The organism is Achromobacter spanius (assembly GCF_039673305.1).
GTDB classification, from domain to species: domain Bacteria; phylum Pseudomonadota; class Gammaproteobacteria; order Burkholderiales; family Burkholderiaceae_B; genus Achromobacter; species Achromobacter spanius_F.
This window is the reverse complement of sequence record NZ_JBDJLJ010000011.1, coordinates 114001-139379: the sequence shown is the minus strand read 5'-3', so window position 1 is coordinate 139379 and position 25379 is coordinate 114001. Positions and strand designations below refer to the sequence as shown.

28 protein-coding genes are annotated in these 25379 nt (G+C 64.6%); 12 read left to right on the top strand and 16 right to left on the bottom strand.

Annotated features, from left to right (window positions below):
* The first annotated feature begins 30 nt into the window (after positions 1–30).
* Positions 31–414 carry a Rieske (2Fe-2S) protein gene (locus tag ABE485_RS12505; RefSeq protein WP_346515613.1) on the top strand — a complete coding sequence of 128 codons (384 nt, stop codon included), beginning with the start codon at positions 31–33 and terminating at the stop codon, positions 412–414.
* A gap of 19 nt (positions 415–433) precedes the next feature.
* Here ABE485_RS12505 and ABE485_RS12500 read toward each other — a convergent pair whose 3' ends face one another.
* Complete coding sequence (locus ABE485_RS12500) at positions 434–1417, bottom strand: bile acid:sodium symporter family protein (protein ID WP_346515612.1); 984 nt, start codon at positions 1415–1417, stop codon at positions 434–436.
* A 110-nt stretch (positions 1418–1527) separates the two neighbouring features.
* On the opposite strand from ABE485_RS12500, the gene ABE485_RS12495 reads away from it, so the two are divergent.
* Both ABE485_RS12495 and ABE485_RS12490 read left to right on the top strand, forming a co-directional pair.
* Complete coding sequence (locus ABE485_RS12495; protein ID WP_346515611.1) at positions 1528–2370, top strand: LysR family transcriptional regulator; 843 nt, start codon at positions 1528–1530, stop codon at positions 2368–2370.
* 473 nt (positions 2371–2843) lie between these two features.
* Positions 2844–5150: an autotransporter outer membrane beta-barrel domain-containing protein gene (locus tag ABE485_RS12490; protein WP_346515610.1), complete on the top strand. Its 2307-nt coding sequence runs from the start codon at positions 2844–2846 to the stop codon at positions 5148–5150.
* 155 nt (positions 5151–5305) lie between these two features.
* On the opposite strand, the gene ABE485_RS12485 is transcribed toward ABE485_RS12490, so the two are convergent.
* From ABE485_RS12485 to ABE485_RS12475, 3 genes are all read right to left on the bottom strand, one after another.
* Positions 5306–5605 (bottom strand): hypothetical protein, encoded by a 300-nt coding sequence (locus tag ABE485_RS12485; protein ID WP_346515609.1) that lies wholly within the window; start codon positions 5603–5605, stop codon positions 5306–5308.
* A 160-nt stretch (positions 5606–5765) separates the two neighbouring features.
* Complete coding sequence (locus ABE485_RS12480; protein WP_346515608.1) at positions 5766–6644, bottom strand: N-formylglutamate amidohydrolase; 879 nt, start codon at positions 6642–6644, stop codon at positions 5766–5768.
* A 2-nt stretch (positions 6645–6646) separates the two neighbouring features.
* Positions 6647–7636: a Bug family tripartite tricarboxylate transporter substrate binding protein gene (locus ABE485_RS12475; protein ID WP_346515607.1), complete on the bottom strand. Its 990-nt coding sequence runs from the start codon at positions 7634–7636 to the stop codon at positions 6647–6649.
* Positions 7637–7748: 112 nt separating this feature from the next.
* Between ABE485_RS12475 and ABE485_RS12470 the strand changes: the two genes are divergently transcribed.
* The gene (locus ABE485_RS12470; RefSeq protein WP_346515606.1) at positions 7749–8684 is read left to right on the top strand and encodes a LysR substrate-binding domain-containing protein; all 936 of its coding nucleotides are present in this window, start codon (positions 7749–7751) and stop codon (positions 8682–8684) included.
* A gap of 93 nt (positions 8685–8777) precedes the next feature.
* On the opposite strand, the gene ABE485_RS12465 is transcribed toward ABE485_RS12470, so the two are convergent.
* The 6 genes from ABE485_RS12465 to ABE485_RS12440 form a co-directional block, all read right to left on the bottom strand.
* Positions 8778–8993 (bottom strand): hypothetical protein, encoded by a 216-nt coding sequence (locus ABE485_RS12465; protein WP_006388022.1) that lies wholly within the window; start codon positions 8991–8993, stop codon positions 8778–8780.
* A gap of 99 nt (positions 8994–9092) precedes the next feature.
* On the bottom strand, positions 9093–10199 hold the full coding sequence (locus ABE485_RS12460) for an AGE family epimerase/isomerase (RefSeq protein WP_346515626.1): 1107 nt from the start codon (positions 10197–10199) through the stop codon (positions 9093–9095).
* 147 nt (positions 10200–10346) lie between these two features.
* The gene (locus ABE485_RS12455; RefSeq protein ID WP_008159938.1) at positions 10347–10559 is read right to left on the bottom strand and encodes a hypothetical protein; all 213 of its coding nucleotides are present in this window, start codon (positions 10557–10559) and stop codon (positions 10347–10349) included.
* 263 nt (positions 10560–10822) lie between these two features.
* The gene (locus ABE485_RS12450; RefSeq protein WP_346515605.1) at positions 10823–11050 is read right to left on the bottom strand and encodes a hypothetical protein; all 228 of its coding nucleotides are present in this window, start codon (positions 11048–11050) and stop codon (positions 10823–10825) included.
* Between the two features lie 59 nt (positions 11051–11109).
* Complete coding sequence (locus ABE485_RS12445; protein WP_346515604.1) at positions 11110–11856, bottom strand: sulfite exporter TauE/SafE family protein; 747 nt, start codon at positions 11854–11856, stop codon at positions 11110–11112.
* Between the two features lie 83 nt (positions 11857–11939).
* Positions 11940–12851, bottom strand: coding sequence for a DMT family transporter (locus ABE485_RS12440; protein WP_346515603.1), 912 nt, complete (start codon positions 12849–12851; stop codon positions 11940–11942).
* 160 nt (positions 12852–13011) lie between these two features.
* On the opposite strand from ABE485_RS12440, the gene ABE485_RS12435 reads away from it, so the two are divergent.
* Positions 13012–13482, top strand: a complete 471-nt coding sequence (locus ABE485_RS12435) for an Lrp/AsnC family transcriptional regulator (RefSeq protein ID WP_006226939.1) — start codon at positions 13012–13014, stop codon at positions 13480–13482.
* Between the two features lie 120 nt (positions 13483–13602).
* Positions 13603–13836 (top strand): hypothetical protein, encoded by a 234-nt coding sequence (locus ABE485_RS12430; RefSeq protein ID WP_346515602.1) that lies wholly within the window; start codon positions 13603–13605, stop codon positions 13834–13836.
* A 99-nt stretch (positions 13837–13935) separates the two neighbouring features.
* Here the strand turns inward: ABE485_RS12430 and ABE485_RS12425 are convergent, their stop codons facing one another.
* Together ABE485_RS12425 and ABE485_RS12420 are read right to left on the bottom strand one after the other, a co-directional pair.
* The gene (locus ABE485_RS12425; protein WP_346515601.1) at positions 13936–14532 is read right to left on the bottom strand and encodes a BPSL1445 family SYLF domain-containing lipoprotein; all 597 of its coding nucleotides are present in this window, start codon (positions 14530–14532) and stop codon (positions 13936–13938) included.
* 139 nt (positions 14533–14671) lie between these two features.
* On the bottom strand, positions 14672–14926 hold the full coding sequence (locus ABE485_RS12420) for a hypothetical protein (protein WP_346515600.1): 255 nt from the start codon (positions 14924–14926) through the stop codon (positions 14672–14674).
* Between the two features lie 347 nt (positions 14927–15273).
* On the opposite strand from ABE485_RS12420, the gene ABE485_RS12415 reads away from it, so the two are divergent.
* Entirely contained in the window at positions 15274–16227 is a 954-nt protein-coding gene (locus ABE485_RS12415; protein ID WP_346515599.1) for a succinylglutamate desuccinylase/aspartoacylase domain-containing protein, read from the top strand.
* A 66-nt stretch (positions 16228–16293) separates the two neighbouring features.
* On the opposite strand, the gene ABE485_RS12410 is transcribed toward ABE485_RS12415, so the two are convergent.
* Entirely contained in the window at positions 16294–16728 is a 435-nt protein-coding gene (locus tag ABE485_RS12410) for a GNAT family acetyltransferase (RefSeq protein ID WP_346515598.1), read from the bottom strand.
* A gap of 259 nt (positions 16729–16987) precedes the next feature.
* On the bottom strand, positions 16988–17902 hold the full coding sequence (locus tag ABE485_RS12405) for a PhzF family phenazine biosynthesis protein (RefSeq protein ID WP_346515597.1): 915 nt from the start codon (positions 17900–17902) through the stop codon (positions 16988–16990).
* 251 nt (positions 17903–18153) lie between these two features.
* Between ABE485_RS12405 and ABE485_RS12400 the strand changes: the two genes are divergently transcribed.
* The 5 genes from ABE485_RS12400 to ABE485_RS12380 all read left to right on the top strand — a co-directional run bounded on the left by ABE485_RS12400 (position 18154) and on the right by ABE485_RS12380 (position 23665).
* On the top strand, positions 18154–18612 hold the full coding sequence (locus tag ABE485_RS12400; RefSeq protein WP_346515596.1) for a type III secretion system chaperone: 459 nt from the start codon (positions 18154–18156) through the stop codon (positions 18610–18612).
* Positions 18613–18630: 18 nt separating this feature from the next.
* On the top strand, positions 18631–19314 hold the full coding sequence (locus ABE485_RS12395) for a hypothetical protein (protein WP_346515595.1): 684 nt from the start codon (positions 18631–18633) through the stop codon (positions 19312–19314).
* A gap of 200 nt (positions 19315–19514) precedes the next feature.
* Positions 19515–19757 carry a CrpP-related protein gene (locus ABE485_RS12390; RefSeq protein WP_346515594.1) on the top strand — a complete coding sequence of 81 codons (243 nt, stop codon included), beginning with the start codon at positions 19515–19517 and terminating at the stop codon, positions 19755–19757.
* Positions 19758–19906: 149 nt separating this feature from the next.
* A complete protein-coding gene (locus tag ABE485_RS12385) occupies positions 19907–20164 on the top strand; it encodes a hypothetical protein (RefSeq protein ID WP_346515593.1) in 258 nt (85 codons plus the stop codon).
* 594 nt (positions 20165–20758) lie between these two features.
* Positions 20759–23665 carry an autotransporter outer membrane beta-barrel domain-containing protein gene (locus ABE485_RS12380; protein WP_346515592.1) on the top strand — a complete coding sequence of 969 codons (2907 nt, stop codon included), beginning with the start codon at positions 20759–20761 and terminating at the stop codon, positions 23663–23665.
* Positions 23666–23701: 36 nt separating this feature from the next.
* On the opposite strand, the gene ABE485_RS12375 is transcribed toward ABE485_RS12380, so the two are convergent.
* Positions 23702–23881: a hypothetical protein gene (locus ABE485_RS12375; RefSeq protein ID WP_346515591.1), complete on the bottom strand. Its 180-nt coding sequence runs from the start codon at positions 23879–23881 to the stop codon at positions 23702–23704.
* A 280-nt stretch (positions 23882–24161) separates the two neighbouring features.
* Positions 24162–25148, bottom strand: coding sequence for a hypothetical protein (locus ABE485_RS12370; protein ID WP_430795419.1), 987 nt, complete (start codon positions 25146–25148; stop codon positions 24162–24164).
* Between the last annotated feature and the right edge of the window lie 231 nt (positions 25149–25379).

The window sequence follows — 25379 nt, the reverse complement described above, 5'->3', positions numbered from 1 at the left end:
AACATCCCCTCTTTGATTTGCAGGCTTCCCATGCAGGACTCTTCTTTACCCGAAGTGCGCGTCTGCGCCACGGCCGATCTCGTCAATGGGGGGCTTGGCGTGAAAGTGCCCGTGGCCGACGGCGCCGGCCAGACCACCGCCTTCTTCGTGCGCTACCAGGACCGCGTGCACGGCTACCTGAACCGCTGCGCCCACGTGGGCGTCGAACTCGACTGGGAAGGCAGCTTCTTCACCCGCGCGGGCGACCTGATCATGTGCGCGCGCCACGGCGCCACCTACCAGCCCGACACCGGGCTGTGCGTGGGCGGCCCCTGTAAGAACGGGCGCCTCACCGCCCTGGCGGTGGATGAACGCGACGGCAGCGTGTATTGGCAACCCGCGGGCAAGATCCGTCCGCTGGAAGCGGCCGGCTGAGTCCGCCGGCCCCGCGGGCCTACGCCCTGGCCGGCACCGCTTCGGCCGGTTCCCCGCGTTCCGCATAGCGGCGCGCCAGCACCGCGCACACCATCAGCTGCATCTGGTGGAAGATCATCAGCGGCAGCACCACCACGCCCATCTGCGCGGTGCCGAACAGCACCGTGGCCAGCGGAATGCCCGACGCCAGGGACTTCTTCGAGCCGCAGAACACCAGGGTGATCTCGTTCTCCTTGGACAGCCCCAGCTTGCGGCTGCCCCAGGTCGTGATCAGCAGCACCGACCCCAGCAGCAAGGCGTTCACCAGCACCATCGTGGCCAGATCGATCGCCGGAAAGGCGTGCCAGATGCCCTGCGCGACGGCTTCGCTGAACGCGGTGTAGACCGCCAGCAGGATGGAACTGCGGTCGACTTTCGACAACGTGCGGCTATTGCGTTGCGCCCAGGCGCCGATCCACGGCCGCAGCAGGCTGCCCACCGCGAACGGCAGCAGCAGCTGCAGCAGGATGCGGCCGGCATCGGCCAGGCCATGCCCGCCGCCCTGGCGATGCAGCAGCACCGCCACCAGCAGCGGCGTCAGCACCGTGCCCAGCAGGTTCGACGCGGTCGCCGCGCAGATCGCGCCCGGCACGTTGCCGCGCGCCATCGACGTGAACGCGATCGACGACTGCACCGTGGACGACAGCGTGCAGACGAACAGCACGCCCAGCCACAGCGACGGCGTCAACAGATTCGGAAACAGCGCGCGCAGGCCCAGGCCCAACGCCGGGAACAGCAGGAAGGTGCAGGCCAGGATCAGCGCGTGCAGCCGCACATCCTTCACGCCCGCCACGATGGCGTCCGTGGACAGCCGCGCCCCGTGCAGGAAGAACAGCAGCGAAATGGCCACGTTGCTGGCCACCATCATGAACGTGGCGCCCTTGCCCACCGCCGGAAAGAAACTGGCGAAGACGACGGTGGCAATCAGGATGAGCGTGAATTGGTCAGGCAGGAAGCGGCGCATGGCAAGGGAAGTTCCAAGGATTTGCGCAAACTATAGGCGCGCCCCTTGCCATCGTGAAGGCCACTGAGTACTTTAACTGTCATCGGAATATCCTATGACTGCTGTCCGCCATGCTCAACCCCTTGTGGCTCAAGACCTTCGCCGCGGCCGCCGCCGCGCCCAGCTTCACCGAAGCGGCCCGACGGCTCGGCCTGACCCAGCCGACCGTCAGCGAACACATCCGGCAGCTGGAACAGGCCGTTAACCGGCGCCTGTTCCAACGCGACACGCATTCCCTGGCGCTGACCAGCGACGGCCGCAGCCTGCTGGTGCATGCGGAAATCATCCTCGCCGCCCACGAAAAGGCCGAACGCCTGTTCGACGCGCCGCGCCTGCGCGGACGCATCCGGCTGGGCACTTCCGACGATCTGGCGATGGGTCCGTTGCCCGACGTCCTGGCCGCGTTCCGGCTGGCCCATCCCGAAGTCGAGCTGGACCTGACCATCGGCGTCACCAGCGATCTCTACAAACTGCTGGAGGACGACAGGCTGGACGTGATGATCGGCAAGCGCCGCCGCGGCGACCGGCGCGGCCAGACCCTGCACAAAGAGGCCCTGCTGTGGCGGGCCAAGGAAGGGCTGCGCATCGTGCCCGACGAGCCCCTGCCGCTCATCCTGCTGCGCGAGCCCAGCGTGACCCGCACCCTGGCGCTCGACGCGCTGGCGCGGGCCGGTCGCAGCTGGCAGATCGTCTGCACCAGCACCAGCTACGCGGGCTGCCAGGCCGCCGCCCGCGCCGGCCTGGGCATCACCGTGCAGCCGTCGCACCTGTCCACGGCGGGGCTGGCCGCGCCTGCTGGCGCGGCGCTCCTGCCCGCCCTGCCCCAGGTGGAATTCATCGTCATCTCGGCCCCGGCGCCCAACAAGCCCACGCGCGCCCTGACCGAAATCCTGATGCGCAGCACCCTGACCTGACGGCGACACGATGTGCGCCGTCGTTCCGTTGGAAGCGGATTCGGTGAGCGCCGCGAACCAGTGCTTGGCGGAACCGTCGTCCCGGAAAAATTATGTGGTTCGTTGCAATTAAGAAGTGACGATCACATTCCGTTACCTGTACTGCCCCCTGTCGCGGACCGCTTGCCGCCTTTGCCCTGGCCTGACACTTTTTCCGTACGCAGTGACAGCCGCGACAAGGATTGACGTTCCCGCCGTTAACCCCCTAACCCCTGCTCACAATGACCCCATCGCACCCGACCGGATTCAAACTTACGCTGCTCGCAGCCGCCTTGACCCTGCTTCCGTTGACGAGCTTCGCCGCTGGCTTGGGAGGAGGGTTCGATGGAGGGGCTTCTTACGCAGGGTCCGCCGGCCTCGGCAATGGCGGCTCCCTGGGCAATATCCCCACTGCAGGTACGAATAATGGCTCTGCCGGGCTAAACGGCGTGTCCATGCTCGATACGTCCAGCTCAGGCACCAATGGCGCCGAGAGCGGCGAGGCTGGACTCGTCAGCCTTGGGGCAGGCGACATAAGAATCGGCGGCGGGGGCGGGGGCGCCGGGTCGCTAACCATCCTCAACAACCCGAGCGCGGTGGCCCTGGGCGGTCACGGCGGCAAAGGCGCGACCTTTTCCCAAAGCGTGCCCAGTTCCAATGCCGGCGTGATCGTCGGCGGCGGCGGCGGCGCGGCGGGAAGCATCGACTGGCATATTGGCTCGCCCAACGGCGCGGGATTCGCGGCGTCGGTTCGGGGAGGAGATGGCGGTACCGGTGCCGAATTGACAGGCGCCAATATGGTCTTCGCCAATAGCGGCATCATCTGGGGCGGCGGCGGCGGTGCACCGAGCATGTTGTTCGATAACGCAAATCTGACGTTTGCCCTGGGAACCAGCGGTTCCGGCGGCGCCGGCCTGATCGTGACCAGCAACGGCGCCGCCGTCACCAACACGGGCACCATTCATGGCGGCAACGCCGGCCTCGGTGGCGGCGCCCCGGGCCTCGGTGGCAATGGCGTACTCGTGAGCGGCAATCTCGGCAGCATCATCCAGGCCGGCACCATAGCAGGCGGGTTGGACAACAGCAGCCTCACCCGGCGCGAAGCAGTACTGATCAATGGCCAAGGCAATACCCTCACACTGCATCCGACGTCGACCACCACCGGCAACGTGATCTTCAACGGCGCCGACAACCGGTTGCAGATTGGCAGCGGCAGCGCGGCGACGGCGGCCATCGACGGCTCGGTATCGCTCGGCTCGGGTGGCGTGTTTCGCGTCCGCGCCACGCCAGCCGCCTTCGACCGCCTCAACGTCACGGGCAACGCCGTGGTCAACCAGGCCAGGGTCGACGTTCAGGCGGCCCAGGGCGCCTACAGCGAAACTTTCAGCCAGGTCATTCTCCACGCCGACGGCACCTTGACGGGCACCCGGTTCACCGGCGTCACCAGCAACCTTGCCTACCTGACGCCCACGCTCAGCTACTCCGCTGACGACCGCGACGTGACCCTGATGCTCACGCGCGCGCCCTCGCCGGTCACGCCGCCCGTCACGCCAGAAGCCCCGCCCGTCACGTCGCCCAGCACCCCGCCGGCCCCGCCCGCCAAGATCCGCTTTGCCGACCTGGTCAACGGCGGCAACGCCCGGGCGGTCGCGGACGCCGCCGAAACCCTGGGCGCCGGCCACGCCGTCTACGATGCCGCCATCGGCCTGCCGCAAGGCGCGCCGCAAGACTTTTTCGCCGGCCTGTCCGGCGAGATGCATGCGGGTGTGAGTTCGGGCCTGTCGAATCTGTCGTCCACCGTGCGCAACGTGCCGCTCAACCAGTTGCGCGGCAATCTGAATGCCGGCTTCGCGCCGGGCGCGCCCACGGCTGCCGCGGGCGCCAGCGACGCGACGCCCTCGGCAGCGGCCCTGCCCTCGTCCCTCGCCCGTCCGGCCTGGGCCCAGATCGTCGGCAACTGGCAGCGCATCGGCGCCACCGGCGATACGTCGGCCTTGCGGCAACACACTGGCGGCGTGTTCGTGGGCGCCGACCACGGTGTGGGCAATGGCTGGCGTCTGGGCGGCGCGCTGGGCTACACCGACTCGAAGCAGCGCGTCGACGACCTGGCCAGCAAGGCCGATGTGTCGAGCTACAGCGCCGTGCTCTATGGCGGCAAAGCCATCGCGCTGGGCGCAGGCAAGCTCAACGTGATGGCAGGCGCGTCGTACACCTGGCACGACATTGCCACCGAACGCCGCATCGACGCCGGCGGCCTGAATCAAACCCTGGATTCGAACTACGGCGGCAACACCACGCAGCTGTTCACCGAAGTGGGCTACGCCTTCGCGGCCGCACGCGGCCTCACGCTTGAGCCCTATGCCGGCCTTGCCTGGGCCGGCCAGCGCACGCGCGGTTTCAGCGAAGCCGGCGGCAGCGCCGCGCTGTCGGGCGACTCGACCCGCAACAACATCACCACCACCACGCTGGGCCTGCGTGCCGCCCAGCAAGTGACCCTGGGCACCCTGGCGGGCGCCGTGTCCGGCGGCCTGAGCTGGCGCCACGCCTTCGGCGACCTGCGGCCTGAAAGCCGGCTGGCGTTCAATGCCGGCGAATCCTTTACCGTAACGGGCGCACCCATCGCGCAAGACGCGGCTCTGGTGGAGGCGGGCTTGGACGCCCAGATCTCGCGTACCGCAACGCTGGGGCTCGCTTATGCCGGGCAGTTTGGCGGAGGCAATCGGGACCAGACGGCTTCGGTTAATTTGCGCTGGGCGTTCTGAACGCGGCAGGCGTTAACAAGCCGATGCGGGGCGGGGTCTGCGTGTCGAGTTGGAGCAACTTCCCGATCTGGTTCAACAGCGCGACACCGCAGGTTCCGTCCGGAGCCTGCTTCCCCGCGACTACTCCAGGACGCTTGCGCGCCGTCCGTTGCGCGTTACTCCGGCAGCGGGTCGGGCACGCCGTCCGCGTCCACGGACTTGACGCGGTCCAGCGCGTTGCGCGCCGCCGACATGGCTTCGATCGTGCTGCGAAAACGCCGGGAGAGGAAGATCTCGAACGCCTGGCTTTCGGGTTCCTGCTCAGCCTCTTGCGCGTTATCGGCAGCAGCATCCTGCGCCGCCTCTGCCTTCACGGGCAGGCGTCTCGTCTCGAGAAACGCCCGCGGGGGGATGCGCCCCTCAGGCTGCGTCGCATATGCGACCACTGAAAATCCGTTGATGATCTTCTCAGGCATTCCGGTTTCCTATGCGCGCGTTCGAATGGGACGCGCGCCGATATGATCGACAACGGCCCAGCGCACGAAAACTTAAGCGCAAGCGGCCATCCAGGCATTGATCCGCATCAATGCCCGGACCGCCTCGCGCAACGATGCAAACGCGGATATGCAGGCGATTCTATTTTGTCGACGAAATGGCGTTCATGCGGGCGCGCACATAGGCCGCCACCTGCTCCAGCACATGCGCCAGATCCGCACGCAGGGACTCGAAGCCGGCATTGCGTTCGCGCGTCGCCTCGTCCATGTACAGCGGGCGGCGGATCTCCACCTGCAGGCTGTGCCGGTTCAAGGCGGGCTGGCCGATCTGCGCGATCAGCTGCACGCCTTTGTAGGGGTCGTTGCGCGCCACGGTGTATCCCTTGCCGCGCAGCGCCGTCTCGATCAGCGCGATGAACTCCGGCTCGCAGGTCGTGCCATCGCGATCGCCCAGCACGAAATCCGCCAGCGGATGTTCGCTGCGCACGCCCAGCCGGTCGTAGGCGTCGTTGGGCATGGAATGCAGGTTCAGGTGCCAGACCGCGCCAAAGCGCTGCTCCACCTGCCGGATCGCATGCGACAGCGCCGCATGGTACGGCTGGTAGTAGGCCTGGATGCGGTGCCGCACCTGCGCCAGCGTCAGCTTGCGGTCGTAGATCGGCGTGGACCTGTCCATCCTGCGCCAGATCAGGCCCTTGCCCAGGCGCGTCTTTTCGCCGGGATTCAGCGGCTCGGGCCACGGCTCGGCCAGCAGCTCCGGATCCAGGTCTTGCAGAGTGCGGTTCGGATCGATGTACACGCGCGGGAAATTCGCCGCGATCAGGGTGGCGCCCAATGCGGGGGCCGCCGACCACAACGCGTCCACATGCGTGTCCTCGCCCTGGCGCAATTGCGCCAGCGTCGCGGCGGCGCCGAAGTCCTCGGGATAGCGCTCGCCGCTATGCGGCGAATCACAGACCAGGGGCAAGGCCGGGCCGGAGGGCTCATGCACGGAAACAGCGGGAAAGTCGGCGGTCGTCATCGTCAGTCAGCCTGGATGTTGGCGGTCTTGGCCACTTTGGCGTAGCGGGCCAGCGCCTGGTCGATCTGCGCCTTGAATTCTTGCGGCGTCGTGGGCATCAGCGTACCACCCACCTCTTCGGCCTTCTTGCGGAATTCCGGATCTTCCATGGCGGCGCGGACCGCCTTGTTCAACCGGTCCACCACAGCCGGCGGGGTGCCGGCCGGCGCCACCAGGCCGAACCAGCCGCCGGTGCCCATGTCGGGATAACCCAGTTCGATGTAGGTCGGCACGTCGGGCAGCAAGGGCGAACGCTCGGCGCCCAGCACGGCCAGCGGACGAAGCTTGCCGCCAAGCACCTGCGGCAGCGTCGACGACAGGTTGTCGGTGATCGCGTCCACCTGCCCGCCCATGACGTCATTCAAGGCCGGACCCGCGCCGCGGTACGGCACGTGCAGCAGCTTGATGCCGGACAGCATCATGAAGTTCTCGATGTTCACGTGGCCCAGCGAACCCACGCCGGGCGAGGCGAAGCTGTAGCGCTCCGGCGCGCCCTTGGCCAGCGCGACGAATTCGGCCATGTTCTTGGCCGGAACCTTCGGATTGATCGCGAAGATGCTGGGCACGGCCAGCACATTGGCCACGGGCGCGAAGTCCTTGACCGGGTCGTAGTTCATCTTGCGGAACACCGCCGGGTTGGAGCCGTGCGTGCTCATCGTCGCCATGCCGATCGTGTAGCCGTCGGGCGTGGCGCGCGCCACCTGCTCCATGCCGAGCGAACCGCCCGCGCCGGCCTTGTTCTCGACCACGATGGTCTGCTTCAGGTCGCGGCCGGCATACTCCGCCACCAGGCGCGCCACGATGTCGGTCGAGCCGCCCGCGGCGAACGGCACCACCAGCTTGATGGGGCGCGCAGGATAGTCGGCGGCATGCGCGATGCCGGCAAAGGACAGCGTTGCGAACATGCCGGCAAGCGCGAAGCGCGCGGAGCGGCCGAAAAGGCGGCGGGACATGAAGGGGACTCCGATGGTGGATGGTCTATCGACAAGGCCGCCAGTGTCCAAACTTTACGGTTCCCTTTCAAACGACTATATTGCACTCCTTCATTACCAAAGGTCATGCTGAATGCGCCTGCACTCGCCCTCCATGTCAGAGCTGCACGCTTTCGTGACCGCCGCGCGGCTGGGCAGCTTCACCCAGGCGGCCGAGGTGCTGTGCGTCACCCAGGGCGCCATCAGCCGCGCCATCGCCCGGCTGGAGGCGCACTTCGGCCAGCCCCTCATGCATCGCAATGCCCACGGGCTGACCCTGACCGAAACCGGCCGCAAGCTGCTTGACGGCGCCCAGGCGCCACTGCAGGCCATTGAAACCCTCAGCGCCGGACTGCGTGCCGACGACCGGCGGCTTCGCCTGACCCTGTCCACGGTGCCCACGCTGGCCAGCGCCTGGCTGGTGCCGCGGCTGCCCGACTTCCATCAGCGCCATCCGGACATCCAGCTGGGCTTTGCGGCCTACCGCCGCAACGAGGACTTCTCCGGCGCCACACCCGACGCCAGCATCCTGTCCGGCACGCCCGACCAATGGCCCGGCTGGCAGGCGGACTACGTGATCGGCCGCGAGATGGTCGTGATCTGCCACCCGGACCGCCTGGCGAAACGCCAGGCGCAGGGACGATGGACCACGCCTCACGGCCTGCTGGGCGAACCCTTGCTCTACCACACCAACGGCATGGATAACTGGGCGCAGTGGCTCACCGCCGCAGGCGTGCCGCGCGACACCGTCGCGCTGTCCAATGGATTCGACCAGGTGTCGATCCTGATCCGCGCGGTCATGGCCGACATGGGCATCGCCGTCCTGCAGCGCTGCCTGGTGCGGGACGAACTGCTGGCGGGCAGGGTCGCCGCGCCCTTTCCCGACCTGCCCATCCGCATCGCCCGCGGCTATCACCTGTGCGCGCCGGCGCAACGCCGCGACCACTACGCGCTGGCCTGTTTCCGCCAGTGGCTGCTGGACACGGCCAGCCGCGATCCCGACGTCATGGCGGCCGGCGCCGCAACCTGATTGCAGCCGGACGAGGATTATCCGGTTCTCCGCAAATGAAAATGGGCTTCCATCCTGGAAGCCCATTTTCCTGCGAACGCGGTGAATATCGAATCAAGGCGCGAGCTTGAAACCCAGGTCAACGCCCCATTTATCGGTTTCACGCAGCCATTTTGCGCCGCAATTCAGGCAACGAAAATGGTCTTCACGGCTTTCCTCGCGACCCTTCTGCGTTGGGTTGGTAAATCCTTGATGCCCCAGGTGCGAATGCGGCGCAACGCCAGCAAGTCCCGGATTAATGCGTTGGCAAGCCAAGCACATAACGCTCATTGATGCTTCCCCACAAACAGTGTTAGCAAATTGTAAGGGATTTCACCAATACTTTTCTATCAAATAATGCTCATAAAAGGACAAAAATTGTTAACGAGATCACAAAACAACGTTTTGTAACGCCGCCAGACAGGTTGCCAGGTGATATGGCGACGTCGAAGGCATGTCATGGCGGGTCACGGCGCCCTGCGCATCCAGGCATTCATGCCAACCGCCCGCATGCAGGAAACGGGCGCGGAAATGGGTCAGCCCGGCGTCCAGCGCCGGCAGGTCGCCCACGACGGCCAGCACGCGCAGGTATTCCGTCTGCGCCCAGATCCGGCGGGTATCGTCGACGACGCGGCCTGATTCGTCCAGGGATGCCATAACCCCTGCGGCGTCCACGCCGTGCGCGCGCGACCACTGCACCGCGCGCGGCAGCGATTCGACAAGGTCCAGGCCTTCAAATACCTGCGCCGACTCATGCACGAGCGACAGCCATTCAAACTGGTGGCCTGGCTCAAGGCGATTTCCGGCGCTGCCCTGCACCGCTTCGGAAACGCATTGCGTCGGCGCATGCACGAAGAACTGGCTGATTCCCTGCGCCAGCCCGCGCAGATGCTGCGCAAACGAGGTGGGTTCGGCGACCTGAGCCGCCGCCAGATAGGCCTCGGTCAAATGCATCATGGGATTCTGGGCGGGCGGCCGCAGCGGCTGCGAAAAATCCGCGCTGAGCGCAGCGTGATACAGGGAATCCGGAGTTTTGAATCGCGCCTCGATGGTGCGCGCCGTGGCCAGCATCAGCTTGCGTGCGGACGCATTCCGGCTGCGCTGAAAATAGGCCGCACACGCCAGCACGATGAACGCGTGGGTATAAAGATCCTGGGTATCGTCCAGCGGACGGGCCTGCCCGTCCACGCTATAGCGCCAGCCGCCGCGGTCATCGCGAAACACCCGCTGCAGCGAATCGAAAAGGCGGTCGGCGTGCTGGCCGGCGGCCACGCCTGGCGCCTGCGCAAACACGTACAACTGGCGCGCACAAGCCATCGCGCGATAACGCGCCGCGGGCAGCGCCGCGCCAGTGGCCGAATCCAGTGATTCAAAGGGAAGACCGAGCGAGTCGTTGAAGCCGGGCCCGATCCACAGGGGCAGCACGACCGAATCAAAATGCTCGCGCAGAGCGCGGATATTATCCGCAAGAGAGGAGTTGGTCTGTGCGGCAGTCATTTTTGAACGACGCATACCCGACAAGGGCCCCATGTTTTGGAGCAGCAACGATAACCGAAATCGCCGTCGCAATCTTTCGAGTATCCGCCATTGGTTCATGCACACACAGACCGGTCCTGCCGATCAGCTCCGTCCAGGGCCGAAGCCCTATCGGAAGATGTTTTCCTCGACCCAGTTTTGCGCGAACACTTCCGCGCGGTCACGTGCTTCGTCCAACGAAGCGCAGTTGCCCAAGTGGGAAAACGCGGCATCCACTTCGGTGCCGCCCTCGGCCGTTACCGTCAGCAATACGCCATATCCGCCGGTATCCATGGCCGCTGTGGAAACGTCGATCAGTACTTCCTGGTCACGATGCTGCATGTGCTACCTCCCAGTCGGTTACCTAAACGCGCGAACCACGCGTGGCGTTTGCGCAAGCCAGAATTTCTCGCGCAAATGAATAGACCCATAAACGTCACGCAAGTTCATCTTACTGGCGCCTTGACCGGCGGGATACGTCCGAAAGATGTCAAATCGCACATTCCGTCTCAGGAAAATCCCTACGCCATACGGCGGAGGCGGCGCGCGCGAAATACTGCGAAAACATTCGCAACCTTGCGGTAATTCGGGGGTCGGAAAACCCGTCAGCGCAGGTGAATTGCGCCCGGTTCTTCCATGCGCAGGGCAAGTCTGCCCTTGTCGGTGATGCGCCAGGAACCATCGGCGCCGGAGGATTCGATGCAGCGCAGGGTTTGCAGCGCCGTCGCCACTTCTGCGGGCACGTCAGTCTGGACAGCGCCGGGCTCGCCATTGTCCGCCACGATGCGTAGCCAATGACCCAGTTCGCCCTTCTGGAAACGATGCAATGCCATGCGTAGATCTCTTATGAATGCCTCAACGATAGCATGCCGCCGCACCCGCGCCCGCACGCCTAGGCCAGCAGCCGCGGCAACGACGAAGCCAGCAAGGCGATGCCCGACACGGTCAGCAAACCCAACACCACCCGGCGAAAAGCCACGTCGCTGATGCCCACGTAGACGCGCGTGCCCCACAGCGTCGGCACCAGCATGGCGGGCACGATCATCGCAAACAACGGCAGCATGTCCGTGGTCACCACGCCCGTCAGCACATAGCTGACCATCGTCACCATCAGCATCGACAGATTGAAGTTCTGGATCACCGCGCGCTGCACGTCGCGGTCAAAGCCGCGCAAGGTGCACCACAGCGTCGGTATCACGCCCGTGAAGCCGCCAAGTCCGCCCATGACGCCACCGATCGCGCCGGCCACGCCATCGGCCACCTTGCCTCCCACCGTGATGCGCGGGATGCGCGCCGCGAACAGCATGATGGGGCACCAGACCGCGAGCAGGCCGCCGATGAAGGCCTTGAACATCAGCGGATCAAGATGCGGCAGCAGCTTCACGCCCAGCGGGATGCCGAGCAGCCCGCCGGCGATGAACGGCAGCAGATGGGCGGCTGCGAATCCCCGGCGCACGGTGAACGCCGCCAGCAGTTGCCCGGTCAATGCGCCGAACACGGCCATTGCGGCCGCCAGCCTGGGGTCCACGGTCCAGGCCCAGAACGACATGGCCACCATGCCGAAGCCGAAACCCGACAGCCCCTGCACGAAGCCCGCGGCCATGGCGCCCACCACGACCACTATGTATAAGGAATCCATCTCTGCTGAACGCCTGCGTGACATGCCGGGCCCTTCCCGGCGCACGCCATTCTAGAGCTTCCCGTGCGCAGTCCCACAGCGCACTAGGAAGGGCGCAGCGCCAGCGGCCGCTTCAGGCGCGTGGCCAGCGCCGAAGCCGCCACGCTTGCGCCGATCAACGCAAGGCCCAGCGCCAGGTCCGCGGAGATGTGCTCATGGAACACCACCGAGGACACGATCAGCCCGATCACGGGCACGCAGAGCATCGCGATGGACGTGGCCGCCGGCGGAAGTTTCTGCGTCATTCCCAGCACCACGATGAACGTCAACGCGGTGGCCAGGGGCCCGGTATAGAGGATCAGGGGCCACGCATCCGGCGTGCCCAGGAACGTCGGCGCGCCGTCGCGCATCCATGCCAGCGCGGCCAGCGGAATCGTGGCGATCGCGGTCTGCCACGGGATCATGTCCGCGCCCAGCCGCACATGGCGGTTGCCGCGCAACTGGATGATGTTGCAGGCCCACGCGAACGAGGCGCCCAGCAGCATCGCAAGGCCGATCACGGTATGCGACTGCCATGGGCTGAACGCGGGCGCCACGATCACGCCGATGCCGCCATAGCTCAACGCCGTCGCGACCCATTGCCCTGCCGACAGGCGCTCTTTCAGGACCAGCGACGATAGCGGGATCACCCAGATGGATGTGGCGTAAGCGATGACCGAGGCGCGGCCCGGCGCCACGTACTGCAAGGCCCACAACGCCAGCGCGGTGAACGCGCCCATCTGCAGCAGCGCCACGCCCGCCACCAGCGGCCATTCCTGGCGCGTGGGGAGCCGCAGGCGGCCCAGCGCCCCCAACACCAGCAGGCTGATCAGGGCAGCCGATCCGAAGCGGCTGGCGGCGAGCCACAGCGGACTCATGTGCGCCAGGCCCAGCTTCATGACCGGCCAATTTCCGCCCCAGATGAGCACCGCCCCCGCCAGCGGCAAGAACGTGCGAAAGCTGCTTTGCTGATTCATTACTGCCTGATCTACCGCTTGATTATTCTGTGCTTCGGCCAAATGACCGAACGACGGAATAGTCTATAGGGTAAACCCCAGCATTTTTAACCTCAATCTTCGGGAATACACGGCATACTCAGCACAGATGAACTGCCAATGCGCAATCCCTAGGTGACTTATGCCGGAAATCAACTTGGATGCGACCGACATCCGCATCCTGAACGAACTTCAACGCGACGCCAGGCTCACGAATGTGGAACTGGCCGCCCGCGTGAACCTGTCCGCGTCGCCGTGCCTTGCCCGCGTGCGGCGCCTGGAAACCGAAGGCCTCATCGACCGCCGGGTCACGCTGCTGAACGCCCGCAAGCTCGGCCTGAAGGTCAACGTGTTCATCCAGATATCGCTGGACAAGCAGCGCAAGGCCGCCCTGGACGTGTTCGAACGCGAGATCGCCGTACTGCCCGAAATCATGGAGTGCTACCTGATGTCGGGCGACGCCGACTATCTGATCCGCGCCCTGGTGCCCGACGTCGACGCCCTCGAACGCCTGATCGTCGAACACATCACGCGCATTCCGGGCGTGGCCAGCATACGCTCCAGCTTTGCGCTCAAGCAGGTGCTGTACACCACCGCCGTTCCCCTGGCGTAGCGCGTCGGCGCTGCTTCCCTCCCCTTGCGGGATCGCCGGCGCAAGCCCACAATGAAAGCGCTTGGCGCTTGCCCCGCGCGGGCGCCGGCATCCCTCCCATCGCTTAGCAAGGAGACAACCATGCCCGAAACCGAATGGTTCCCCGGCAGCACGCTACCCGATCGTCAGGGCTACTTTGAAGTGGAGTTCGACACAGGCGAAACCGAAATCACGCGCTATGGCATGCTGGGCTGGGAGCCCGAGCAAGAGCGCGGCGGCATCGTGCGCTGGCGCGGCCTGGATCCCAAAATCGAAGAAGCCGAAATCACGCGCGAAACCGCGGTCCGCAAAAACAGCGACAACGTCATCGGCTAGCCGGCCGGTGCAATCCGCGCGGGGCATGCCATCCCTGCCCCGCTCCAGACAAAAACGCCGCGGAAACTCTCCGCGGCGTTTTGCATGGGCCTGCGTGGATCAAGGTTCAAGCTTCGAGATCTTCGTGCCCGCCAGCGACACGCCCGCCATCAGGCCGCCGTTGTTCATCACAAAACCCACGATCGGCTGCTGCGCCGTGTTGGTGTCGATGCGCCCGTTGGCGCCGATGTTGACGACGGCCACCGTGGCATCCGCCCCCACGGTCCAGCCGCTGCTGGCGCGGAACTTGGCCAGGGATTCATCCGTCATGAACAGGAGAATCATTGCCTTCGATTGGGCGCCGGCCTGGAAGCCGATCGAACCCGCCGTCGTGCTGTAGTAGCCGGCATTCGCGCCGCCGACCCGCAGCACGCCCTTGCCGTGCTCGGCGCCGACGATGAAGCTGCCGCTCAGCACGTCGGGGAAAATCAGCACGCCCTTCGCGCGCGCCACCAGGTCCTTGGACTGGGGAGAGGCCTCATACAGCCTGCTGAGCGTGGCGTTGGCCGCGCTGTTCATCGACTGGCGCTGCTCCGTCGTCGACGCGGCTGACGATTTGCTGGGGGTGGTGGTGGTGCAGCCCGCGAACAGCAGGCCCGCGACGCCGATCGCGGCGGCGACGCCGGTGCGGCGCAAGACAGGAAAAGTGTCAAACATGGAACTCTCCTTTTTTGTTGTCGTGCGCTCATACTGTACCGGCCAAACCCTTCCTGGGAAGGCACACGAATGTGATAAACGAAACAAAAGCTAGCACAGGCCAGGGCCGGCGCCGCGCTCTCGTCGTGTCAGAAAGGCCTTAGAGGATGCCGTAACGCGGTTCGCCGGTGGATGCATCCACCGACACGATGCCCGACAGGACAAGTTCCGCGTGGCGCCTTGCCGTGACGGGGTCCTCGAAGGTCACGAACCTGGGCAGCGACCAGCGCTGTTCGAACCCGCCATTGCCGGTCCGGCAAACCGTCACTTCGATGGCCATCACCCCGATGTCCAGATTGACGACCTCGCATTGCACTTGAAAACCATCGATATGACGCTGTGGCCACGCGCCCATGCCGCACTCCAGAAATCTGCCCGTCCGGCCGCAATATGCCAAAAACAAACAGGCTTGGAAAGCAATGTTTTCAAGGGGTTAGGCAATACTAGACGGGGGGGTGCAAGTGCATCTTGCCGATTCGAAAAACACCCTCCGCAGAGCCTGTTTTCAGGCCTTGCACGCAGTTCGGGATCGTCCGGTGAAACGGCGACGACGAACAGGCGCCGCACACGAAACCGCCAGGCGGACCGACGCACCGGCGCATGAAAACCAGACCGAACAGCCGTTCGCGGCCATAATGTCCGGCGCAGCCTGTCAGCCTGCTCGGCCACGCCGGCAACCGTCCCAACCCGCCCCTGAACCCCATGACGAATCCCGCCTTCGAACCCGATACCGCTCCGCTCGAGATCCTGCCTCGCGACCTGTCTGCCTATCGCCAGGGCAACACCGGCATTCCGTACGTGCACCGCTTCGACTCGGGCAAGCCCGGTCCGCACGTGCTGATCAACGCCATCACGCACGGCAACGAAATCTGTGGCATGGTCGCCGCCACTCACCTGCTGGATACCGGCGTGCGGCCCAGGATCGGCACGCTGACTGTCAGCTTCGCCCACGTCGAGGCCTACGAGGCCTTTGATATCGACCGGCCCTACGACAACCGCCAGCTCGTCCACAACCTGAACCGCATCTGGTCGGCCGCCATGCTGGACGGCCCCGAAGACAGCCCGGAATTGCGCCGAGCCCGCGAAATGCGCCCGGTGCTGGATGCGGCCGACTTCGTGCTGGACATCCATTCCACGCGCGCGCCCGTGCAGCCCTTCTGGGTCTACAACGAGATGGACCGCAACACCGCGCTGGCGTCGGCCGTGGGCGCCCCGCAAGTGCACCTGGTCATGCCGCAGGACAAGTTCCCGGGCACCGGCGTCATGGGCTATGGCCGCCACGGCGATCCCATGTCCGACAGCGGCGGCGCGCTGGTCGTCGAATGCGGCCAGCATTTCGCGCGGTCCGCGGCCGAACTGGCCACCGACGTGACGCTGCGCTTCCTGGCGCACCTGGGCCTGATCGACCAGCCGGCCGACGCCGCGCCGCCGCCCGCGCCGCAGCGCTACCGCCTGCTGGAGGTCCACATGGTCAAGTCCGAGGACTTTCGCTTCTCGCGCCCTGTCATCGGCTTCGAGACGTTCGACAAGGGCGAGCTGATCGCCATGAACGGCCCCGAGGAAATCCGCTCTCCGTGCGATCACTGCACCATCTTCATGCCCACCCGCATGCCCATCGTCGGACGCGAAGCCGTCTACCTCACGCAGGCGATCTGAAGCCGCGGCCCGCCAGGGCTTCCGGCACATCCGCCGGAATGCCTGGCCGCGGCGTCCACGCCGGGTTCAGTCATCCGGAATCAGGCGCTTTCCCAGGCTGATCACTTCGTCCTGGTGAAAGCCCAGGCTTTCGTAGAAGCCCTTCACCGCGGCATTGCCGGCGCGAATCAGCAGATTGATCTTCGGGCATCCCATCTCCAGCAGCTTGCGCTCCACCGCCCGCATCAGCGCCGTGGCGTACTTGCGCCGCTGATGGGCGGGCGACACCGCCAGGTAATTGATCCATCCGCGGTGGCCGTCGTAGCCGCCCATGAGCGTCGCGACGATGACGCCGTCGATCTCGCCGACCAGGAACAGGTCGGATTGCACGCTCAGCTTGCGGGCGATGTCCTTGCGCGGATCATTCCATGGCCGGGTGAGGCCGCAGGCCTGCCACAGCGCAATGATGGCCGACTCGTCGGAAGGATGGAAAGCCCGGATGGCGAGGTCTTGATGGGTCATGCTTCATTCCTTTGCAAAAGAAACGAAGGCCATGCGGTACGCCTCGGAAGCGGGAAGACACTGCAGACAAGAAAGGCCACGAGGGTATCGTGGCCTTCTGTGAAAGGCGCTGAGGATTCAGCGCCCGGACGCGGCTAGCCACTCAACGTAGACGTCGAGTGATTCGTCGGTTATCGGCCCGGCATGCCGGGACGGGATGCGATGCATTCATGCGCGAAAGCATACACGACGCCCCGCAAGGCCGGCAATGCCGGTCGCCTCAATGCGCCGCGGGCGCGGGCAAGGTGCCTTCCATCACCACTACCGCCTGCCCGGCCACGCCCGCCCACACGCCGTCCGCCCGGCGCTCCGCGTGCGCCAGCAGCAAGCTGGCGCGCCCCATGTCCACGCCCTGGCCCACGCGCAGCCGCAGCCGTCCTTCGGGCAGCAGGGATGCGCGCAACGCCGTGACCGCTGCCGTAGCGCTGCCCGTGGCCGGATCCTCGGTCATGCGTCCGGTCAGCATGCGCGCCTGGATATCGGTGGGTGCGTCCGTCGTGTCGCTTCCGGTGTCGGTGGTGTAGAGATAGATCGACTTCGCGCCAAGCTTCGGCATCAGCGCCGCGTAGCCGCTTGCGTCCGGCATCGCGCGGCGCAGGGCATCGCGATTGGCAACCTGGACCACCAGGAACGGCAAGCCGACCGAAACCACCTGGGGCGCATGCAGCGACACGTCGATGTCCGCCGGTTCTAGCTTCAAAGCCCTTGCCACCGCGGCTACCTGAGCCTCGCTGCCGCGCGACAGCGGCTGCGGGGCGAGCAATTCGGCGCCCGCCAAACCATGCGCGTCGTAAGACAGCGCAATCCGCACCAACCCCGCCTCTTCCTCGAACACAAAGGCTTCCGGAGCCGGCAGACCGGCAGCGACCTGCTCGCGCGCGAGCACCCAGGCCGTACCGACATTGGGATGCCCGGCGAACGGCACCTCGCGATCCGGCGTGAAGATACGAACCCAGGCGGTATGCGCCGGATCTTTCGCCGGCAGCACAAAGCTGGTTTCCGAATAATTGAATTCGCGGGCAATCCGCTGCATCTGGACCGTGCTAAGCCCCTGGGAATCCAGTATGACAGCCAGCGGATTGCCTTGGTAAGCATGGCCGGTAAACACGTCGGCGGTGACATAGCGGTAGCGCATGAAAACATCCTCACAAGCCGCCGGGACATGGCGGTGAAGACAAGATTGTGCGGATTGGAACCGGTTCGCGAAAGGCACAGAGACGGAAGAAACCGCTCATAACAGATGCCGCGACACGCGACGGCCGCGCCTGCTCGCATTGATAGCCTTCATCCTATGAAGCACCATCTGTTGTTAGTAAAAATCTTACGAACTATCGCAGCGCTGAGGTTACTCAAAGAACGATCCGTCGTTCTATGGAGGCCACTGACATGGATGCCGTAAGCCTGATCTCGCAGTTCCAGAGCATTACAGACGCCACGTTCGAATTCGAACCCGGCGGCCAGGTCACCCTTGAGTTCGCCGATGGCGTCGAAGTCTCGCTGCAGCACGACATCGAGCTCGACCTGTTGTATATCCATCGCACCATCGGAACGATGCCGACCGACATTCTCGCCCGCTATCTGATGCTGGAACGGGTGTTATTGGCCAACGGCTTCGACCCCAGCACACGCGCCGCCTCCATCGCCTATGACCCCGAAGTTCGCCACCTGATCATGATCGCCAAGCTGGAAGTGCGTTGGGCGACTGCGGAGCAACTGGTGGAACGTGTGACGCAGTTGCTGGAAGACTCGACCGCCGTGACGAATTCGCTAGCCTCGGTACTCATCAAGGGCAGGGAATCCTCCCGCGAGAACGATGCGCCTCCTGTTTTCCCCGCCACGGTCTGACGCGAAGGAGATGCAGCCATGATGAATCCGGCCCGCTCGGGATTGCAAACCGCCCTGCGTACCGTCATCGGCGACGGCGTGGCGTCGGGCGCAGGCAAAGTCAACAGCTCACGTTTGTACACGCCGCGCCAGGGAACGGTACAAACACAGAAACGCCAGTATTACGTGGTCTCCCAAAAAACGACCTTCGACAAGAAGGGAGGTGTCCAGGATCCTGGACACATTCAACTCCGGACAAAACCGGAAGAACAGGAAAAATATGGCGTGCGGCCGACGTACGGGCATTTCCGCGACAAAACGCAGCCCAAGAGCCGAGACCACCCAGTCGAAGGCAAGCTTCACGCCACACTCGCCAACGGCCAGGAATTCTCCGTGAAGGGCTTCGTGGCCCCCGCCCTCAAGGCTTCCGACGACCCCGAAAGGACCAGGAACATCGAAGTGATAGACATGGGCGAACTCACACTTGAAGAGGCCGAGCGGCTGAATCAATTCACGGATCGCCAGGTGTTCCCCGACTACGAAGTGTCGGGAGACCTTGGCATGAACTGCGTCCACGGACTCAAATTTATCCTCGAGACCGTGCACCAGATTTCGCTCGACCTGCACAAGCATGAAATGCCGCAAGATGCGGCGACCAAGCTCCACGAGCAAATCACCCGGGCACGTCAGCATGGCGGTGCTGACGACAAGAGCACGCTTTAAACGGCCCCGCTGTTCCACTCTCCAGACCCGATTGGTCGCACAGGCGCGATCCGCCAGCGCGCTCCCAAAGAGGCGATCGCAGAGTCCGTGGCGATGCGGGGCTCCCGCACCCTACGCGGTAGTATCGCGGCACCATTGTGGATACCCGTTGACTGCGCAATACTTTGCTTCCCGACCACTTACTTTTGGAGGATATTGCAATGCAACGCGACGACATCCAAAAGCTGGGCGCTCAAGCCGCCCGCGACGGATTGACCTTGTGGGATTGCCCCTACTATCGCGCCGCAGCCATGCCCGGCCACACCGGCGAATCGATAGCGGAATGGCGCAGCAAAGTCGAAGCCTGGGAAGCCGGATGGATGGAGGTTACGGGATCCGGACAGCCCCCGCCCGGCGGGCCAGTCCGTTACGTGCCGCGCGGCACCGCGCGTCACCGCAATTGATTCCTCCAAAGCGCCCCTCATCCGGGGCGCTTTTATTTTGGCCCCTTCCTTGTCTTCGGAGAGCAAGAGCGATGTGCCTGACCTTATGGCACTGCCGGGCACGCGGTGTTAGCGTAGAAACTCCCCAACGGTAGTCATTGGAGGCCATCATGCCCGAGTTCATCGAAGCGAACCTTGACACGCTGTTCACCCACGCCCAGACCCGCGCGGAGAGCTACCTGCGAACCGCGGAAACCCAGATAGACGCGATCTTCGGCGCGGGCTACGCCAAAGCGCATCCGGAACTGATCGCCGCATTCATGAAGACGGCGTCTGACGAGTTCACTCGCCTCACCACCGCGAAGGTCCTGCAGAACATGGGATATGCGCTGGATTCGATTGCCGACGCGTTGCGCAAGCCTGACTGATCGCAATGGGGAAAGGCCGTCGGTGGTTGTCAGCACTGACGGCATCGAACAGGTGGACGTGAGGCCCCAAGCCGAACGCTCGGCCAGCTAGCCAACCAGCTGACATAACCACTTCCCATCGTCCACCTTCCTGACCCGATCAGGCCAAGGCCTGACCTGCCTACGATATCTGGCAAAGTACGGCCTTAATAAAAGTCAATTTATTGCATTGAAAATGTCGGTTTATGTCATTCTGTCTCACCACTGAGACCTACTCGCCAGCAGCTGCAACCCAGACGCATGCCCCGCACCGACATGTTTCGCACCAGCTTTGCACCCACCGGAGGCTCCGTTCCCGGCTTGACCAAAAACGTTCCGGCGCCCGCGTCTTCCTCCTTATGACGCGCCGTACGCGCTAACGACCGCCCTTACCCGTTTTCCGTCCCTCTCGCGCTGCGCGCCGTCACGCGGCAGCGTCAGGCTTCTTGCGCCTGCGAACAGCGGGAGGGACACGAATTCAATCCCCGAGTCCCCATCCTTTCCGGACGCCGGCAACAAGCTGTCCGAGCCCGGAAAGGATGCCGGCCTCTGTTCAACAGAGAGAGAGAAGCTGCCATGTCCATGACATTCAAGACGTCCCTTCCCCATCGTCCCAATCCCATGCTGCGCCCCCGGGCCCTCGTGCTGGCGCTCACGACCGTGTTATCCGCGACGGCATGGGCAGGCAACGGCGGAACCGGCGGAACCCGTTTGGCAGCCGATGCGCTGGGCGGCGGCGCGGCCGGCGCCAATGGCGCCTCGCCTGACGGCGGCAGTGCGCCTTTGACCGGCGCCTATCGAAAAGGCGGCGGCGGCGGGGCCACCGATCTCACCACCGGATTTGGCGGATCGGGCGGCATGAGCGTCAGCGCGACCAACGATCCCACGCTGGTCGCCCCCGGCAGCACGGGCGCCGCCGGCGCGGTGGGCGTATCGGTTGTCGATCAGTCGATCACAGGCGGAGCCGGAATTGCTGGCGTCACGGGAAGCACCTCGGCGGACAATTCCGGCGGCGGCGGCGGCGGAGGCGTAGGGATCACCGCCGGGGTCAACCTGCTGGTGCAAGACGGCGTCACAGTGACCGGCGGGGCCGGAGGAGCAACCACCGGGTCCCTGGTGAGCGACACGGGCGGCGGTGGCGGCGGTGGTGGCGGCGCAGGCATCTTTTCTTCCGCCAGCGTGATCATCCAGTCCGGCGCCATCATCAGAGGCGGCAATGGAGGCGCCGCTACCGGCTCTGTCGGTGGCGGCGGTGGCGGAGGTGTGGCGCTCATCCTGAGCGGTTCCGGAACCGTGACCAACTCGGGAACCGTCACTGGCGGCAACGGCGGACGCGCCAACGGCTCGTTCGCCGGGCAGTCAGGCCAGGCGGGCTCCGGCGGGGAAGGCATATGGATATCGAATGGCGGCACGCTCATCAACACAACAGAAGGCACAATCAGCGGCGGCAACGCGTCGCAGTTCACGCAGCTCAACGCTGCCTACGCCAGGCCCGTTGGCGGCGTCGGCGTGGTCGGTGAAAACGCTGCCATTGTCAACGCGGGCACGATTTCCGGAGGGAACAATTGGGTAGCCTCGGCGGGAATCGCCAACGCAATTCGGTTCATCGGTGGCGTGAATTCGCTGGAGCTCCAGGCTGGCTCCACCATCAACGGGGATGTGGTGGCTTACAGTTCAGCGGACACGCTGAAGCTGGGCGGAACCACCGACGCCAGCTTCGACGTATCGACGATCGGCGCGGCAGCCCAGTATCAAGGCTTCGGCAAATTCGAGAAGACCGGCCTGGGCGCCTGGACCCTGACCGGCTCGTCCACCGAAGCCATGCCGTGGACGATCCAGCAGGGCACGCTGCTGCTCGACAGCGCGGTCTCGCTGACCAGTACCTGGTTCGCGATCAATAACGCCGGCACGCTGCAGGTCAATGGCTCCAACACACCTTCCGCCATCGCCATCAACGCGGGCGGCACGCTGCGCGGCGTCGGCGCCGTGGGCGCCACGACCGTGCGGGCGGGAGGCGTGGTCGCGCCCGGCAACAGCATCGGCACCCTGAACGTGAACGGCGCCTATGTTCAGGAAGCAGGCGGCATCTATCAGGTCGAGGTCGACCCCTCTTCTTCCGCGTCGGATCGCATTGCCGTCACGGGCACTGCAACCATCCAGGACGGGGCGGTGCTCAATGTCGCCCGCACGACCGCGGCGCCCTACGTGCTGGGCGCCCGGTACACGGTATTGACGGCGACAAACGGCGTCACCGGAACCTTCGACGTCACCGGCGACAGCGCACTGACCGCCTTCTACGGCCTGGCGTCGGAGTCCGACGCCAACGGCTCCTATCTCGAAGTCAAGCAAACCAAGACCATCGCGGACGTCGCGGCAACGGGCAACCAGGCCGCCGTCGCACAGGGCCTGGACTCGACCGGCGCCGGCAGCGCGGCAGCCGCGCCGGTGTTGAACCAGCAGACCACGGACGACGCGCGGATGGCGCTCAATCAGCTGTCGGGCGAAGTCTACGCGTCGGTGCAAAGCGCAATGCTGGAAAGCAGCCGCATCACTCGCGATGCGATGAGCGACAGACTGTCCGACACGTTCGCCTGCGCCGCGCACGATGGCAAAGGTTCGTTGAATGGACAGGCCGGCTCGGTCTGCGGCGCCTCACCCAGCCGCCCCACCGGATGGGCGCGCTTCTACGGCAACTGGGGGCATCTTGATGGCGACGGCAACGCCAGCCGCCTGGACACCTCGCTGAGCGGCGTCTTCATCGGCGCCGACATGCCTGCCTTCAACGATTGGCGCATGGGTGTATTGGCCGGCTACAGCCATGGCCGATACGACATGCGGGGCAGCAACGCCTCGGCCAAGAGCGATGACTATCACCTGGGCCTGTATGGCGGCAAGCAATGGGGCGCGCTGGGACTGCGTTCGGGCATGTCCTACACATGGCACGACATCAAAGCCGACCGCAACCTGGCCGTGCCCGGCTTCTCCGATCGCCTGAGCTCGAGCTACGACGCCACAACGGCGCAAGTGTTCGGCGAACTGGGCTACCGCCTCGACATCGGCCGCTCGTCCGTCGAGCCGTTCCTCAACATCGCCTACGTCCACCAGCGCGCGGACGGCTTCGATGAAAGCGGCGGCGCGGATGCGCTGCATGTCCGCAGCCAGGACATGGACACAGGCTTCAGCACCCTGGGCCTCAGGGGCAAGACCACGTTCACCTTCAACGGCATGGACATGATCGCCAAGGGCACCGTGGGCTGGCGCTACGCGGTCGGCGACGTGCGTCCCACCGTCACGCAGTCGTTCGCGGGCGGCTTGGCGTTCGACATCTCGGGCGCCCCCATTGCCCGCAATCAAGCCGTGGTCGACCTGGGCGTGGGCGCGCGTATTTCGCGCAATACCACCATCAGCCTTTCGTACAACGGCCAGTTCGCCTCGGGCGTGACTGATCAGGGGGTGCTGGGTTCCGTGAGCATCGCGTTTTGATGCTTAAGAGAGGACGCCAGCATCTGTCCGGCGTCCTCATTTCCATCGATCGGCTTTTTGCTTAGAGAGCGCCCTGCGGGACGCTCTTTTTTCTATCGACAGAAATTTCTCGCCCACTTTGCTTTCCACAAGAATGCGGCAGGCTTTCATGGCAGCCGCAATGCGGCGTATGAGCTTCACATGTATGAAATTCACATGCATGAGCTTCACATGCATGAGCTTCACACACCAACATAAACCGTCCGGAAATGAGAAAGGCCGTTAGTGATTTTCATCACTAACGGCCTTGGAACTGCTGGTCGGGACGGCGGGATTCGAACTCGCGACCCCTTGCACCCCATGCAAAGCAGCCAATCGGGATTCTTTATTTTTCAACAACTTACGTTGTCGCTCGCTGCAAACCGTGCGCAACAGTGGTTATCGACGGGTCACGATGTCCCCACAAAGTCCCCACCGTGCCGCGTCAGGCACTCGACTATTCTTGGCAGGATAAAAATCAGAAACTGACAGCAAGCCCAACCGAGAAGCCGGACACATTCGTGCCAAACACATATCGACCGACCAAGCGGGTTCGCGTGATGAAAACGTCATAGGCACTCGAGTCCAGTTCCAGGCCGGCGCCGAGAGCGGTAAGCCGATCAAAACCAAGCGCGCCGCGCTGTTCACCCAAAAACTCGGAATGCGTCAGCTCAAGCACGTAGCGCAACGGGCGCTGCAGCAGACTGAACCCCGTTGGTGCCCGGTAGCGCGCCCACAAGTTGGCAGACTGCGCCACCGCATTCCCCTGCACCGCCGAGGAACTGTCGAAGCTCTTGAGCCTGATGTCGGAATAGCGCAGTTCCACATCTACCTCATAGCCCGGCCGGTAATGCTCGTAATCCAGCATCAGCGACCCGCCAAGCCCATAGGCGTTCAGGGATCCTCGATCCAGGAAGTCCACGTCCCTGCCCGTCCTCTGCCCCACATACCAGCTTGCCGCCCGCAGGTCGCTGGTGACATTGCCCAGGGCAAAGTTGAAAATCGGACGCAGTTTCAGTTCATCGGTCAGCTTGAAATCCCAACCGATGCCGCCGGTGGCCGAGACACTGTTCCATTTGGTCGGGATGCGACGTTGCTCAGCGCCTTGGCTCGCAATGAAGGTAGGATCGTAGCGGCTGGCGGCCACCACTCCCTCGAGGTAGATCGGTACCGAATCTGACACGGTGTCGCCACCGCCCAGCTGCGTCATGAAGAACTCGGTGGAGCCGGAGGTAGAAGCGCCAGCGCTGCCTATGGACAGGGAACTGGTCGTTATGTCAGGCACGATGGAGAAAGACATAAGGGCCAACACACCGTTGGCACGCTTCTGTAAATCATCGTGACTCAAGCGAATGGTCGGTTGTGCCGTTGCACCCGACACCATGACGAAGGCTAGCGCCCAGGCCAAGCCCCGCCATGGCGGCCGAGCGGCATATCGCGACCTGAATGCTCGCGGGTGAACCATGCTGGATCTCCACTGGTAAGCGTCGAACGCCGCCTTGCCATATGCCCGAATTTGTTTGACTATCGGATAAATGGTGAGAATCGCAAAGTCGCGTGAAGCGACCTACAGGCCTCCGTTGTTCATGCGCAACAAGCCAACAACGATGCGTCCATGCGACACGCTGGTCCAGCCACCAGGGACGCCGTATCCCTCCGTCCAGCTCCCGACAGGAAATCCGAACTACTGCGCTAC